Genomic DNA, 13,573 nt, shown 5'->3' with positions numbered 1-13,573 from the left:
GCGCGGGCGTCCGAGCGGATCCTCGTCCATGGGATTGCCCTGACGTCCCGCCATGCCCGGCCCTTCGCCCTGCCCCTGCCCGAGCATCTGCTCGGCGAGCCCTTGCGCGCCCTGCCTGAGCGCATCGAGCGCATTGCCCTGCTGCCCGACAGCCTCTCCCGACTGGCCCTGGCCCAGACTGTCGCGGGCATTGCCCATTTCCTCGCCCGCCCGGCCCAGTTCGTCGTTCTGCGGCACGCCGTTGCGCGCCAGCTGGTCCATCAGTTCCTGCAGCCGCTGGCCGAGCTCGCCCTGCCCTTCCTGCAGCTGGCGCAGGGCCTCGGCCAGCTGCTCGGGCGTCATTTGCCCGCCCTGCTGCCGGCCTTGCGAGCCACCCTGTTCTCCTTGCTCGCCCTGCTGTCCGTTGCGCTGCCGGTCGAGCCGGTTGGTCTGGTCCATCAGCTCCTGCTGACGCTGGATCATCTGGCCAAGCTCGTTGAGCGCCTGCATCATTTCCTGGGTCATGCCGTCGGGCATCTGCTGCGGCCGGCCGGCCTGCAGGTTCTCCAGCATCCGCTGCATCTGCGCCAGAAGCTCGCGCGCGGCGTCCCGTGACCCGTTCTTCGCCAGTTCCTCGATCCGCGAAAGCATCTCGTCGAGGTCCTGCGGCCTGAGGTTCTGCGCGTTGGGGTCCATCGGCTGCATTGCCTGCGGGTTCTGCCGCATCTGCTCCGCCAGCGCCTGCATGTAATCGCTCAGCGCCTTGCGCAGCTCCTCGGTGAGCTTCGCGATCTCCTCGTCCGAGGCTCCCTCCTCAAGCGCCTTGCGCAGCGCTTCCTGCGCGTCGCGCAGGGCCCGCTCCGCCATCGACAGATCGCCATCCTCGATGTTCAGGGCCAGTTCCCAAAGCAGATCGACGACCGCCCGCAACTGTTCGTCATGCTGTGCCGCGACCAGCTGGCCGCGCGCGAACTGCATGCCGAGATAGATCCTGGCATTGTCGATGAAGGTTTCCGGCGCCAGCATCAGCGCATCGAAGGCATCGAGCACCCTCACCTGCGCGTTCGCATCCAGCGCCAGATCGCGGCGCTGCTCGACAATGGCGCGGGCCAGGGGCTTGGCGAAGCGGCGTTGCGGCAGCGTGAAGCGATGCGGCTCGGACCGGCCGGTCTGGCCGGCATGGTCGTCGGCGCTGAGCACCAGTTCAACCCGCGAGCCGGCCCAGGGATGGCTGGTCAGGTCGCGGATCGTTTCGCCGGCCCCGGTCTTGCGCTCGCCGCCGGCCAGCGACAGGGGAAAGCCCGGCGCCTCGACCAGGGGCCGCGCGGCGCGGTCGTTGTCGAGGCCGGTCACCTGGACGGGACTGATCTCCGCCCTGGCAGACACCACCCCGTGATCGTCCTCCGCCAGATAGGTGAACTTCACCGCACCGCTGAGCTGCTCTTCCGGGTCGTTCAGCAGGCGGATCGTCGGCGCGTCGTCCGCTTCGATCGCGATCCGCCAGCTGTTGACGAGCTCCTCGCCATTGCGGATTTCAAGCGTCGCGGATGTCTCCAGCCGGCTGCGCAGACCGCCGGAGCCGACTGTTGCGCCCGCCTCGGCGACAAGGTCGGTCGCAGTGCCGGCGCCCACAAGCTGCACGCCGAGATCAGTGACGCCCTGCGCCCGCACGATCAGCTCGCTGCCCTCCGGCACGCTCAAGGGCTGGGCGGGGTCGCGCAACTCCGCCACCTCCCCCGTCAGGAACAGGGGCGCGCGGCCGGTATAGACGGGCGGGGTTATCCAGGCGTCGATCCGAAGCGGCGCGGCAACCGGCTCGCCGCCTGCGCCGGCCACCGGCGACAGGCGTTGCAGGTGCACGCCATCGGCAACGAAATAACCGACAAGCAGGAGCATTGCCGCCAGAGCCCGCAGCGCGAAGGGATCGCGGCGAAACGCCTGGGGGCTGGGCGGATCGGTCTTCACCGAGGCGAGCGCGGCCCGTGCCCGGCGCCGATGGAGCTCCCACAAGGCGCTGGTGGCGGGTGTCTCGCCGGGATCGAAAAGCCGGTCGTCGAGGGCCGCGAGCGGCCGGTGGCTCAGCCCGGACACCCGCTCGATGCGCGACAGCGCGGCGGCCCGCGACGGCATTCGCGCAGCCACGAGCGGCCAGCCCGCACGGCAGGCGACAACAAGGAAGGCAACGGCAACAACGGAAGAAAGCCAGACCGGCAGCACCGTCCACAGGCCGGCCCAGGACAGGCCGACATAAAGCGCCACAACGATGAGGGCATTGTGCAGCGGTGGCCAGATCCGTTCCCAGAAGATGGCAAGGCGGGTCTGCAGGATCGCCCGCTCAAGCCGGCGCCAGGGCTCCTGCGTCAAGGAGTCCTCTCCGGTACGCGCGAAATGCGTCGCTCCGCTCGTCGTGTGGGGATCGCTGCCGGGGGAGCGGCCCGCATCCTCCGGTGTCGTCGCGTCGTTCACCTGTCCTGCCTCCGCGGCCCGGCCCGTCCGGTCAAACTGCCCCCGAACAGGTAGGGTGGGGCGTTTCAGGCCCTTTGGCAAGGGCAACGGCGGATGGACCGCCCGATGCTCACTCCCCGGCGAGCCAGTCGGGCAGCCGGTCGGCGGAGATCAGGTCCTCGTAGGTGGGGCGCGGCCGCACCACCGCGTACCGGTCGCCATTGACCAGGACCTCGGGCACCAGAAGGCGGCTGTTGTAGCTGCCGGCCTGCACCGCTCCATAGGCGCCGGCGGAATGCACCGCGAGCAGGTCGCCGGCAGCGACCGCGGGAATGTCCCGGTCCTGGCCGAGATAGTCGCCCGTTTCGCAGACCGGTCCGACGATATCGGCATGCATGCGCGGATGCTCCGGTCCCGGACGCAGCACCGGACGGATCTCGTGATAGGCGTCGTACAGCGTCGGGCGGATCAGGTCGTTCATCGCGGCATCGACCACGACGAAGGTCTTGGCGGCGCCCTCCTTCACGTAGACGACCTGCGTCACGAGGATGCCCGCGTTGCCGGCGATCATCCGCCCCGGCTCGAAAATCACCGTGCAATCGAGGTTCTCGACATGCTTGCGAACCACCTGCGCATAGGCGTCCGGGTGCGGCGGCGGCTCGTTGTTGTCCTGATAGGGAATGCCGAGCCCGCCGCCGAGATCGACATGGTCGATCGCATGGCCGTCGCCGCGCAAGGCGGCGATCAGACCGCCAAGACGCGAGAAGGCGGCGTCGAACGGCTCCAGCTCGGTGATCTGCGAGCCGATATGCATGTCGATGCCGGAGACTTCGATGCCCGGCAGGCTGGCGGCAAGCGCATAGACCTCGCGGGCGCGCTCCCAGGGGATGCCGAACTTGTTCTCCGCCTTGCCGGTGGCGATCTTCGCATGGGTGCGGGCATCCACATCCGGATTGATGCGCACCGAGACCCGGGCGGTCCGCCCCTTGCCGCTTGCCACCTGCGACAGCTGCACGAGTTCCGGTTCGCTCTCCACGTTGAAGCACAGGATGTCCTGGTCGAGGGCGAAGGCCTGTTCGCCCGCCGTCTTGCCGACACCGGAGAACATGATCCGCTCGCCGGGCACCCCGGCGGCCCGGGCCCGGCGCAACTCGCCCTCCGAGACAACATCCATGCCCGCGCCAAGCCGTGCCAGCGTCGCCAGCACAGCCTGGTTGGAATTGGCCTTCATGGCGTAGCAGACCAGCGTCGGGATGCCGGCGAAAGCCTCCTTGAACACCCGGTAGTGGCGCTCGAGCGTCGCGGTGGAATAACAGTAGAACGGCGTTCCGACCTCGGCCGCGATCCGTTCAACCGGTACATCCTCGGCCCTCAGCCGGTCGTCGACATAGTGAAAGTGATGCAAGATCGTGGTCCCGGCTTGGATCCCGGCCGGCACCGCGCCGCAGGGCGCTACCGGAACCGGGGAGAGAACAGGCGGCCCGTCCGCGCGAAATCGCCGCGCTGCCGGCCAGTGCCCGATGTCGGACAGCGCCCGATATCAGATGATGGCGTCGAGAATGAAGGGGCGGTCCGGTTTTGCAGGCGCGGGCTCCGTGTCCGGCGTGCGATAGGTGCCGCCCTTGACCGCCGGATCGACAGCATCGGGCCGGTCAAGCGCCCCGCGTCGGCCACAGGCGCCGACGGCAAGCGCCAGCACGACGGCCGCAAGCACGCCGCCGCGCAGAAACGGGGATATGACACCCTTCGCCATGTTCAGCGGAACTCCTCTCGCCAGTCCGGTCTCGCCAGCCCGGGCGCGCGATTGCCCGCGCTGCCCCTTGCCGTTTCCTCGCATGCGGCGCGGCCCGCCGCAACCCTTTCGGCGCGGCGGCACGGCATCCGCGTCAGTCGCGCGCGGCCTCGCGCTCGAGCGTCTTCAGCCAGCGCCGCGCCTGCTTGCGCACATTGACCGGCGACGTGCCGCCATAGCTGGTGCGCGAGCGCACCGACTTGTCGACCGAAAGCACCGTGAAGATGTCCTGCGTAATGCGCGGCTCGATCGCCTGCAACTCGGCAAGCGGCAGCTTGTGCAGCGCAACGCCCTTCTCGACCGCAACGGCGACCGCCCGTCCGGTGACGTGATGCGCCTCGCGGAACGGCATGCCGAGCACCCGCACCAGCCAGTCGGCGAGATCCGTCGCGGTGGAGTAGCCCGACCCGGCCGCCGCCTTCATCGCCTTCGTGTTGGGCGTCAGGTCGCGCACCATGCCGGTCATCGCGGCCAGCGCCAGGGACAGGCTCGGCAACCCGTCGAACGCCTGTTCCTTGTCTTCCTGCATGTCCTTGGAATAGGCGAGCGGCAGGCCCTTCATCATGACGAGCAGCGCCGTCAGGGAGCCGTAGATGCGGCCCGTCTTGGCCCGCACCAGCTCCGCCGCGTCCGGGTTCTTCTTCTGCGGCATGATCGAGGAGCCGGTCGAGAACTTGTCCGACAGGGTGACGAAGCCGAACTGGGCCGAACACCAGATGACGATCTCCTCGGCCAGCCGCGACAGGTGCATCGACGCGATGGACGCCGCGCCGAGCGCCTCGATGATGAAGTCGCGGTCCGAGACCGCATCGAGCGAGTTCGCCGTCGGCCGGTCGAAGCCGAGCGCCGCCGCCGTCATCTCGCGGTCGATCGGAAAGGAGGTGCCGGCCAGCGCCGCCGAACCGAGCGGGCATTCGTTCATCCGCTTGCGGGCATCGCGCATGCGCGAGCGGTCGCGTGCGAACATCTCGACATAGGCCATCAGGTGATGGCCGAAGGTCACCGGCTGGGCCGATTGCAGGTGGGTGAAGCCCGGCATCACGTCGCCGGCATGCTCCTCGGCCCGCTCGGCAAGCGCGCGGATCAGGTCGGTGAACTGGGCCTCGAGCGTGTCCAGCGTGTCACGCACCCAGATGCGGAAATCGGTGGCCACCTGATCGTTGCGCGAGCGCGCGGTGTGCAGCCGGCCGGCCGCCGGTCCGATCAGCTCGGCAAGGCGCGATTCCACGTTCATGTGGATGTCCTCGAGCGCCCGGGAGAAGGTGAACTCCCCCGCCTCGATCTCTGACCGGATCGTGTCTAGACCGTGAGCGATCTTCTCGGCATCGTCGGCGGCGACAATTTCGCGCGCCGCCAGCATGCGGACATGGGCCTTGGAACCCTCTATATCCTGCCGGTAGAGCTTGCGATCGTAATCGATGGAGGCGTTGATCTCCTCCATGATGGCGTCCGGCCCTTCGGCAAACCGGCCTCCCCACATGCGATTGCTCATGAACGTGCCTTTCTGGCGCCCTCAACGGACGGATGATGGATCTATGACCAACGAAACGCAGCCACGTCGACGCGGCCCGGTGCTTTTCGCCCTGGCCGCCGCGGCCCTTGTGGCGGGACTGGCGGGGATATACGTGATCGGCGGGGCAGATGGCAACCGGCAGCAGGCCGGCGCGTGCTCGGAAACGGTGGCGCGTGCCGCCTCGATCGGCTCCGCCGCCCGGGGCGAGGTCGCCGCCTTCCTGCCCGCGACCAAGGCACAGTCCCTTTCCGACCTCGCCTTCCTGGCGCCCGACGGGCGCGAGGTGACGCTTGCCGATTTCCGCGGCCGCACGGTGCTTCTCAACCTCTGGGCGACGTGGTGCGCGCCCTGCCGCAAGGAGATGCCGGCGCTGGACCGGCTGCAGGCGGAACTCGGCAGCGAGACCTTCGAGGTCGTCGCGGTCAGCGTCGACCAGGGCAGCCCGGACAAGCCGAAGGCCTTCCTGTCCGAGATCGGCGTGACGAGCCTCGGCTTCTATTCCGATCCGACGATGGGGATCTTCCACAAGGTGCGGTCCTACGGCCGCGCGCCCGGCCTGCCGACCACGCTTCTGGTCGATGGCGAGGGCTGCGAGATCGGCGCGCTGATGGGGCCGGCCGAATGGGATTCGCCCGATGCGCTGGCGCTTGTGCGTGCCGCGATGGAAACCGGAGAGAAATAGACAGGCCCGGGTCGGGGCGGAAGCCCGCGCGCGGCGCTCAGACCGTGACGTCGACAGCCCCGCCGAGACCGGCGGGCGGCGCCTTGGCGGCCGCCGTGGCGCTTTGCGCGTTCTGCTCCAGGACAGCCGCGATCCCCGCTTCCGCACTGGCGTTCTGCTTCATGAACGTCGTGGCGAGGGAGGTCTGGGTCTGGCTTTGGGAAAAGCCGACCATTGCGGCGGCGACACTGGACATGAACGGCTCCGGTGGCAGGTCAGGGGCGTCAGGACCCGGACCTTGCCACCGGCAAGGTTAAGACAGGGTTAATCTTTCGGGCGTCCGTGCCCCGCTCAGCGGGTGGGAACGGGAACCTCGCCGCGATAATCGTAGAAGCCGCGCTGCGTCTTGCGGCCGAGCCAGCCGGCCTCGACATATTTCACCAGCAGCGGACACGGACGGTACTTGGTGTCGGCAAGGCCTTCATACAGCACCTGCATGATCGACAGGCAGGTGTCGAGGCCGATGAAGTCGGCCAGCTGCAGCGGCCCCATCGGATGGTTGGCGCCGAGCTTCATCGCCGTGTCGATCGCCTCGACCGACCCGACGCCCTCGTAGAGCGTGTAGATCGCCTCGTTGATCATCGGCAGCAGGATGCGGTTGACCATGAAGGCCGGGAAATCCTCGGCGACCGCGATGGTCTTGCCGAGCGTGCGGGTGAACTTCTTGGCCGCCTCGAAGGTCTCGTCCTCGGTGGCGATGCCGCGCACCAGCTCGACCAGCTCCATCAGGGGCACCGGGTTCATGAAATGAATGCCGATGAACCGCTCGGGACGATCGGTCGTCGCCGCAAGGCGGGTGATCGAGATCGACGAGGTGTTGGTGGCGAGGATCGCCTCCGGCTTCAGCAGCGGACAGAGCTGGGCGAAGATCTTGCGCTTGATCTGCTCGTTCTCGACCGCGGACTCGATCACCAGATCGACGTCGGCAAGCTCGTCCATGCTGTCGGCGGCGACAATGCGGCCGAGCGCCGTGGCGCGTTCCTCCTCGGTGATCTGCCCCTTCGAGACCTGACGGGCCATGTTGCCGTTGATCGAGGCGAGACCCGACTGGATCCGGTCGCGGGAGATGTCGCTGAGCGCGACGTCGAAACCGGCTACCGCGCAGACATGCGCGATCCCGCTGCCCATCTGGCCCGAGCCGATCACACCGACCTTCTTGATATCGACCACCATCGTCCGTTCCGATTTCGTTACGGCGCACCACCATGCGCCATGGGAAAGAGAGGGCTATTCATCGCAACTTCGCGAGCCCACCGCAAGAACCCGAGGACGCTTTTTCGGGGCGTCCGCGGTCACGGGTCACCAGGCGCCGCGCCCAACGCAGAAGGGCCCGCCACAAGGCAGGCCCTCCCGGGGTTTCGCGCGCGGTCCGCCGGGGGCCGGGAGGCTCAGCCCTTGGCCGCCTCGACGGCCGCCTTGAACTCCGGCAGGACCTCGAAGAGATCCGCCACCAGCCCGTAGTCGGCGACCTGGAAGATCGGCGCTTCCTCGTCCTTGTTGATCGCCACGATCACCTTGCTGTCCTTCATGCCGGCGAGATGCTGGATCGCGCCGGAAATGCCGCAGGCGATGTAGAGATCGGGAGCGACCACCTTGCCGGTCTGGCCGACCTGCCAGTCGTTCGGGGCATAGCCCGCATCGACGGCGGCACGCGAGGCGCCGACGGCGGCACCGAGCGCATCGGCGACCGGCAGCATCACCTCCTCGAACTTCTCCTTCGAGCCGAGGGCCCGGCCGCCGGAGATGATCACCTTGGCCGAGGTCAGCTCCGGACGGTCCGACTTGGACAGTTCCTGGCCAACGAAGCTGGACAGGTCCGAAGCGGTGGCGGCGACGTCCTCGATCGGGGCGGAACCGCCCTCCTCGGCCGCCGCGAAGGTCGAGGTGCGCACCGTCACGACCTTCTTGGCGTCGTTCGACTTCACCGTCTGCATCGCGTTGCCGGCATAGATCGGCCGCTCGAAGGTCGACCCGTCGATGACGGCGGTCACGTCGGAAAGCTGCATCACGTCGAGCAGGGCCGCAACGCGCGGCAGGATGTTCTTGCCGTTCGCGGTGGCCGGCGCGACGATCGCGTCATAGCTGTCGGCAAGCGACAGGACGAGATCGGCCATCGGCTCGGCAAGCTGCTGGGCAAGGCCCTCGCCCTCCGCCAGAAGCACCTTGGCCGCGCCGGAAATCTTCGCAGCCTGTTCGGCCGCCGCGCGGCAGCCCTGGCCGGCCACCAGCACATGGACATCGCCGCCCATGGCGACAGCCGCGGTCATCGCCTTGTGGGTCGCGTCATTGATCGCGTCGTTGCTGTGTTCGGCAACAAGAAGGATGGTCATCGTGTCGTTCTCCCTGTCGGTCCGATCAAAGCACGCCGGCTTCGTTCTTGAGCTTGGCGATCAGTTCGGCGACATCGGCCACCTTGACACCGGCCTGGCGTGCCGGCGGCTCGACCGTCTTGAGCACCTCGAGACGCGGCGCGACATCGACGCCGTAATCCTCGGGTGACTTCTCCTCGATCGGCTTCTTCTTCGCCTTCATGATGTTGGGAAGCGAGGCGTAGCGCGGCTCGTTGAGGCGCAGGTCCGTGGTCACCACCGCCGGCATCTTCAGCTTGATCGTCTGAAGGCCGCCATCGACCTCGCGGGTGACGTCGACCGTCCCCTCACCGAGATCGACGTTGGAGGCGAAGGTGCCCTGGGCCCAGCCGAGCAGCGCGGCGAGCATCTGGCCGGTCTGGTTGCAGTCGTCGTCGATCGCCTGCTTGCCGAGGATGACGAGGCCGGGAGCCTCTTCCTCGACGATCTTCTTCAGGATCTTGGCGACGGCGAGCGGCTCGGTGGTCGCGTCGGTCTTGACCAGGATGCCGCGGTCGGCACCCATGGCGAGCCCGGTGCGCAGCGTCTCCTGCGCCTGCTGCGGCCCGACCGAGACGACGATGATTTCTTCCGCCTTGCCGGCCTCGCGCAGACGGATCGCCTCCTCGACGGCGATCTCGTCGAACGGGTTCATCGACATCTTGACGTTGGCAAGGTCGACGCCCGACCCGTCCGCCTTGACGCGCACCTTCACGTTGTAGTCGATCACCCGCTTCACGGGGACAAGGATCTTCATGGGTTTTTCAACCTCCCGCTCAAGCGGCCACGTTGTGCGCCGCCGGTCGTCTTGTGTATCCGCATCGTGTCAGGACACCCGGTAACCGCCGAAATCTGCCGGTTTCGTTCGTCGGGCCGGGACCGTACTGATGCGCTCAGGGACTGTCAACGCCACGTAAGGTCACCCGGGCGTCGCGATGCCGGCTCGCATGGGCTTCCCCTATACCCCCCGGTCGAACAGCGGCACGCCGCGCCGCCGCATCGGCACGACCAGCAGCGCGCCGGCAAGAGCGCCGGCGACATGCGCCCACCAGGCGACCTGCGTGTCGCCGAAACCGAAGGCCATCACGAGCTGGAAGGCGATCCAGGCGCTGAGGACCCAGGCTGCGGGAAGGCGCAGCGGCAACCGGCCGAAGGCCAGCACCCACACCCGAACCTTCGGGTGCAGCATCAGATAGGCCCCGATCACCCCGGCGACCGCCCCCGACGCGCCGATCAGCGGCGCGATCGACACGGGTTCGGTCAAGGCGTGCCCGTAGCCCGCCGCCGCCGCGCAAAGCAGGTAGAAGACGAGGAAGCGGCCATGCCCCAGCGCATCCTCGACATTGTCGCCGAAGACCCAGAGAAACAGCATGTTTCCGCCCAGGTGCATCCAGCTCCCGTGCAGGAACGCATAGGTCACGAGCGAGGCCATTTCCGGCAGCACCGCAAGTTCGGCTGCAAGGTCGCGATGGTCGAACAGGACCGCCGGAACAAGACCGTAAGAAAGGCTCGAGGCCTGCATGGCCGGTTCCGAAAGCCCGCCGCGCTGCAACAGCACGAAGACCGCCACATTGGCGAGGATCAGGCCCCATGTGACATATTGTCGCCGCAGGTGGACGAGCGGTTTGTGATCGTAGAGCGGAATGAACATGCGCGGGGGCCCGTCGTCCTGTTGCGGAGCGTGAGAATTCGCCGGACCGACGCCCGCGTCAAGCCACGCGACACCGCATATGGGCGAAACCGGTGTCCGTCGTCAGCGATTCTTGCCCGGCACCCAGAGCACGTCGCCCTCGCCGCGCGCATTCGCCCAGCGGGCCGCCACGAAGAAGAAGTCCGACAGGCGGTTCATGTAGACGACCGCATCGCGGTTGACCGGCTCGCGCTCGGCAAGCGCCGTCATCAGCCGCTCCGCCCGGCGCGAGACCGTGCGGGCCATGTGCAGATGCGCCGCCGCCGCCGAACCGCCCGGCAGCACGAAAGACCGCAAGGGCTGCAAATCGGCGTTGAACCGGTCGATTACCGCCTCGATGGCGGAGACCTGCGCTGCCGTGACGCGCAGGGGCGGATAGGCCGGCGGCTCGTCGCTTTCCGGCGTCGCAAGGTCCGCGCCCAGGTCGAAGAGATCGTTCTGGATGCGCGCCAGCACGGCGTCGAGATCGGGATGAGCCTCCCCCGTCACCAGCCGCACCAGGCCGAGCACCGCGTTGGTTTCATCGACCGTCCCGTAGGCCTCGACGCGAAGATCGTGCTTGGGACGGCGGTCGCCGGAGGCGAGCGCCGTCGTGCCGCCATCCCCGGTCTTCGTGTAGATCTTGTTCAGCACTACCATTGTCCTGCCTCCCGAAGCCTGCGCGACATGGTCACGGTGTCGTCCCCGACAGATAGAGCACCGCCATCACGATGAGGATGGCGAGAAACTGCAAGCCGACCCGCCAGCGCATCAGCAATTGCGAGCGCGAGGACGAGCCGCCACGCATCATGTTCCACAGGCCGAGCAGCAAGACGATCGCCACTGCACCCACGGCGAAGGGAACAACCATGCGAAGGAATTCAGCCATCCAACGTCCTTTCGGGCCGGCGGCACACCTGCCGCCGGCAACTATTCCTCGGTTTTCGCCGCCCTGCCCAGCACGCGGTCCAGCCCGCGCGAGGTCAGAAGCCGCTTGGCGATCGCCATCACCGTCGTCGGCACGGTGACCCGGTAGCGCACCTTCGGCCGGGTCGATTCGACCGCGTGCACCAGATGCCTCACCACCGCGCGCGCCGGCAGCTTGAAGGGCGAAGGCTCGCCCGCACGCATGCGGTCCAGCCGTTTTTCGTAGGCCTCCCGGTGCGGCGAGGCCGCCATGCCCGCTTCCCCGATCACCCGGTCGAAATTGGCGAGCGCGTTTTCGGTGAAGCGCGTTGCGATCGGCCCCGGCTCGATAAGCGAGACATGGATCCCCGTGCCGGCAAGTTCCAGGCGCAAAGTGTCGCTGTACCCCTCAAGGGCGAATTTCGAGGCGTTGTAGGCGCCTCGAAACGGCATGCCGATGAAGCCGAGGATCGACGAGCACTGGACGATGCGGCCATGGCCCTGCCGGCGCATATGCGGCAGGACAGCGCGCGTCAGCGTGTGCCAGCCGAGAAAATTGGCCTCGAACAGCGACCGCAGCGCGTCGGTGGGAATATCCTCCAGCGCGCCGGGAATGGCATGGGCCCCGTTGTTGAAAAGCGCGTCGAGACGACCGCCGGTGCTCTCCAGGACCGCATCTGCCGCCGCAAGGATGCTGTTCTCGTCCTCGTAGTCGAGACGGAAACTCTCGAAGCCCGCATCCTGCAACCGCTCCACGTCGGACTGGTTGCGCGCGGTCGCGAAGACACGCCAGTCACGGCCCCGCAACGTATGCGCGGCGGTCGCACCGATCCCGGACGAGCAGCCAGTGATCAGGATGATCCTTTGCGGCCGATCCTCTTTGGCGGCCTGTGATCCGTCCATGTCTCCGGTCTTCTCCCGCGTTCCGTCGTTGGATCGGATCTCAGCCGATCCTCAGATCGGATCGCCGGCGAGCAGGCGTGGAACGGCTCCTTCCAGGCCGGCCGCCTGCCGGATGAAGAACCGCTTCAGCGACGGCAAGCGGTCGACGAACCCGAGACCGACGTCGCGCACTGCGCGCACCACATCCATATCGTTGGAAAACAGGCGGTTCAAGACGTCGGTGACGACCCCCATCTGGAACGTGTCGAAACGGCGCCAGCGCTCGTAGCGCTCAAGCACGTCGAGCGCGCCGATATCCTCGCCCAGGCGCCGGGCCTCCACCAGCACCTCGGCGAGTGCCGCGACATCCTTGAAACCGAGGTTCAGCCCCTGGCCGGCGATCGGATGAATCCCGTGGGCCGCGTCTCCCGCAAGTGCCAGGCGCGGTTTGACGAAGCTGCGCGCCAGGGTCAGCCCGAGCGGAAACGCATGGCGCGGGCCGTCGAGCCCGATCTTGCCGAGGTGATGGCCGAAGCGGCGCTCGAGCTCCAGCTCGAAGGTGAATTCATCGCCCTTCACCAGACGCTCGGCCTCCAGCCGCTTCTCCGACCAGACCAGCGAGGAGCGGTTGCCCTTCAGGGGCAGGATGGCGAAGGGGCCGGAGGGCAGGAAATGCTCCTCGGCGCGGCCGTTGTGCGGACGCTCGTGGCGCACGGTCGTGACAATCCCCGACTGGTCGTAGTCCCAGCGCACGGTGCCGATGCCGGCAAGCTCGCGCAGCTTCGAGCGCACCCCGTCGGCGGCAACGAGCAGTCGCGCCCTGCGGACACCGCCGGACCCGAGCCGGATCTCCACATCCGACGCCCCGCCTGAAAAGCCCTGCACCGTATCGGGCGCGATGAGTTCGACACCGAGTTCCACCGCGCGGTCGGCAAGGGCCGCGACCATGCGCCCGTTCGGCACCATATGGGCAAAGGCCTCGCCCGGTTCGACCTCGCCGTCAAACGTCAGGAACACCGGCCGCACCGCATCGCGCAGGCGCGAATCGGTGACGATCATCTCCGTCATCGGCTGCGCATGCGGGGCGATCTCGTCCCACACGCCGAGCTGCGCCAGCATGCGGCTGGCGGCGGCGGCCACCGCCGAGGCGCGCGGATCGTTTTCCAGAGCGGTGCGCGGCCGCATGTCGACGACGGCGACCCTGATCGCCGGATCGGCCTGTTTCAGCGCAACGCCGAGCGACAGGCCGACATATCCGCCGCCGCCAACCAGCACGTCCAGAAGTTCGCCGTGCTCCGCCATCGTCCCACTCCGCTTG

Annotated in this window: 14 protein-coding genes; 1 reads left to right on the top strand and 13 read right to left on the bottom strand. The window is 67.8% G+C overall.

Going from position 1 to position 13,573, the window contains the following annotated elements; all coding sequences use genetic code 11:
• The 4 genes from ACN0T5_RS07230 to argH all read right to left on the bottom strand — a co-directional run.
• Positions 1 to 2,445: TIGR02302 family protein (locus tag ACN0T5_RS07230; protein ID WP_417767951.1), on the bottom strand; the 2,445-nt coding region annotated here is incomplete at its 3' end.
• A gap of 109 nt (positions 2,446 to 2,554) precedes the next feature.
• Positions 2,555 to 3,829 (bottom strand): diaminopimelate decarboxylase, encoded by a 1,275-nt coding sequence (gene lysA, locus ACN0T5_RS07225; protein WP_417767950.1) that lies wholly within the window; start codon positions 3,827 to 3,829, stop codon positions 2,555 to 2,557.
• A gap of 135 nt (positions 3,830 to 3,964) precedes the next feature.
• Positions 3,965 to 4,177, bottom strand: coding sequence for an LPS translocon maturation chaperone LptM (lptM, locus tag ACN0T5_RS07220; protein WP_417767949.1), 213 nt, complete (start codon positions 4,175 to 4,177; stop codon positions 3,965 to 3,967).
• A 133-nt stretch (positions 4,178 to 4,310) separates the two neighbouring features.
• Positions 4,311 to 5,708 carry an argininosuccinate lyase gene (gene argH, locus ACN0T5_RS07215; RefSeq protein ID WP_417767948.1) on the bottom strand — a complete coding sequence of 466 codons (1,398 nt, stop codon included), beginning with the start codon at positions 5,706 to 5,708 and terminating at the stop codon, positions 4,311 to 4,313.
• A gap of 43 nt (positions 5,709 to 5,751) precedes the next feature.
• On the opposite strand from argH, the gene tlpA reads away from it, so the two are divergent.
• Positions 5,752 to 6,411, top strand: a complete 660-nt coding sequence (gene tlpA, locus ACN0T5_RS07210) for a thiol:disulfide interchange protein TlpA (protein WP_417767947.1) — start codon at positions 5,752 to 5,754, stop codon at positions 6,409 to 6,411.
• 37 nt (positions 6,412 to 6,448) lie between these two features.
• Here tlpA and ACN0T5_RS07205 read toward each other — a convergent pair whose 3' ends face one another.
• From ACN0T5_RS07205 to ACN0T5_RS07165, 9 genes are all read right to left on the bottom strand, one after another.
• Positions 6,449 to 6,646 (bottom strand): hypothetical protein, encoded by a 198-nt coding sequence (locus tag ACN0T5_RS07205; protein WP_417767946.1) that lies wholly within the window; start codon positions 6,644 to 6,646, stop codon positions 6,449 to 6,451.
• A 95-nt stretch (positions 6,647 to 6,741) separates the two neighbouring features.
• Positions 6,742 to 7,623 carry a 3-hydroxybutyryl-CoA dehydrogenase gene (locus tag ACN0T5_RS07200; protein ID WP_306030904.1) on the bottom strand — a complete coding sequence of 294 codons (882 nt, stop codon included), beginning with the start codon at positions 7,621 to 7,623 and terminating at the stop codon, positions 6,742 to 6,744.
• Between the two features lie 215 nt (positions 7,624 to 7,838).
• Positions 7,839 to 8,780 (bottom strand): electron transfer flavoprotein subunit alpha/FixB family protein, encoded by a 942-nt coding sequence (locus tag ACN0T5_RS07195; protein WP_417767945.1) that lies wholly within the window; start codon positions 8,778 to 8,780, stop codon positions 7,839 to 7,841.
• A 25-nt stretch (positions 8,781 to 8,805) separates the two neighbouring features.
• Entirely contained in the window at positions 8,806 to 9,555 is a 750-nt protein-coding gene (locus ACN0T5_RS07190) for an electron transfer flavoprotein subunit beta/FixA family protein (RefSeq protein WP_417767944.1), read from the bottom strand.
• Positions 9,556 to 9,756: 201 nt separating this feature from the next.
• On the bottom strand, positions 9,757 to 10,449 hold the full coding sequence (locus tag ACN0T5_RS07185) for a rhomboid family intramembrane serine protease (protein WP_417767943.1): 693 nt from the start codon (positions 10,447 to 10,449) through the stop codon (positions 9,757 to 9,759).
• A gap of 102 nt (positions 10,450 to 10,551) precedes the next feature.
• Positions 10,552 to 11,127, bottom strand: a complete 576-nt coding sequence (locus tag ACN0T5_RS07180; protein WP_417767942.1) for a cob(I)yrinic acid a,c-diamide adenosyltransferase — start codon at positions 11,125 to 11,127, stop codon at positions 10,552 to 10,554.
• 31 nt (positions 11,128 to 11,158) lie between these two features.
• Positions 11,159 to 11,356 carry a twin transmembrane helix small protein gene (locus tag ACN0T5_RS07175; RefSeq protein WP_306030909.1) on the bottom strand — a complete coding sequence of 66 codons (198 nt, stop codon included), beginning with the start codon at positions 11,354 to 11,356 and terminating at the stop codon, positions 11,159 to 11,161.
• Positions 11,357 to 11,397: 41 nt separating this feature from the next.
• Positions 11,398 to 12,276: an SDR family oxidoreductase gene (locus ACN0T5_RS07170; RefSeq protein ID WP_417767941.1), complete on the bottom strand. Its 879-nt coding sequence runs from the start codon at positions 12,274 to 12,276 to the stop codon at positions 11,398 to 11,400.
• 51 nt (positions 12,277 to 12,327) lie between these two features.
• The gene (locus ACN0T5_RS07165; RefSeq protein WP_417767940.1) at positions 12,328 to 13,557 is read right to left on the bottom strand and encodes a ubiquinone biosynthesis hydroxylase; all 1,230 of its coding nucleotides are present in this window, start codon (positions 13,555 to 13,557) and stop codon (positions 12,328 to 12,330) included.
• Between the last annotated feature and the right edge of the window lie 16 nt (positions 13,558 to 13,573).

It is taken from the genome of Stappia sp. (assembly GCF_048261845.1).
Classification (GTDB): domain Bacteria; phylum Pseudomonadota; class Alphaproteobacteria; order Rhizobiales; family Stappiaceae; genus Stappia.
The sequence above is the reverse complement of the archived record's forward strand: the minus strand, read 5'-3'. Positions and strand labels throughout refer to the sequence as shown.

Excerpts from the sequence above, each read along its gene's own strand:
- lptM (WP_417767949.1), bottom strand. The coding sequence starts at position 4,177 with ATGGCGAAGGGTGTCATATCCCCGTTTCTGCGCGGCGGCGTGCTTGCG.
- argH (WP_417767948.1), bottom strand. The coding sequence starts at position 5,708 with ATGAGCAATCGCATGTGGGGAGGCCGGTTTGCCGAAGGGCCGGACGCC.
- tlpA (WP_417767947.1), top strand. The coding sequence starts at position 5,752 with ATGACCAACGAAACGCAGCCACGTCGACGCGGCCCGGTGCTTTTCGCC.
- ACN0T5_RS07205 (WP_417767946.1), bottom strand. The coding sequence starts at position 6,646 with ATGTCCAGTGTCGCCGCCGCAATGGTCGGCTTTTCCCAAAGCCAGACC.
- ACN0T5_RS07200 (WP_306030904.1), bottom strand. The coding sequence starts at position 7,623 with ATGGTGGTCGATATCAAGAAGGTCGGTGTGATCGGCTCGGGCCAGATG.
- ACN0T5_RS07195 (WP_417767945.1), bottom strand. The coding sequence starts at position 8,780 with ATGACCATCCTTCTTGTTGCCGAACACAGCAACGACGCGATCAATGAC.
- ACN0T5_RS07190 (WP_417767944.1), bottom strand. The coding sequence starts at position 9,555 with ATGAAGATCCTTGTCCCCGTGAAGCGGGTGATCGACTACAACGTGAAG.
- ACN0T5_RS07185 (WP_417767943.1), bottom strand. The coding sequence starts at position 10,449 with ATGTTCATTCCGCTCTACGATCACAAACCGCTCGTCCACCTGCGGCGA.
- ACN0T5_RS07180 (WP_417767942.1), bottom strand. The coding sequence starts at position 11,127 with ATGGTAGTGCTGAACAAGATCTACACGAAGACCGGGGATGGCGGCACG.
- ACN0T5_RS07175 (WP_306030909.1), bottom strand. The coding sequence starts at position 11,356 with ATGGCTGAATTCCTTCGCATGGTTGTTCCCTTCGCCGTGGGTGCAGTG.
- ACN0T5_RS07170 (WP_417767941.1), bottom strand. The coding sequence starts at position 12,276 with ATGGACGGATCACAGGCCGCCAAAGAGGATCGGCCGCAAAGGATCATC.
- ACN0T5_RS07165 (WP_417767940.1), bottom strand. The coding sequence starts at position 13,557 with ATGGCGGAGCACGGCGAACTTCTGGACGTGCTGGTTGGCGGCGGCGGA.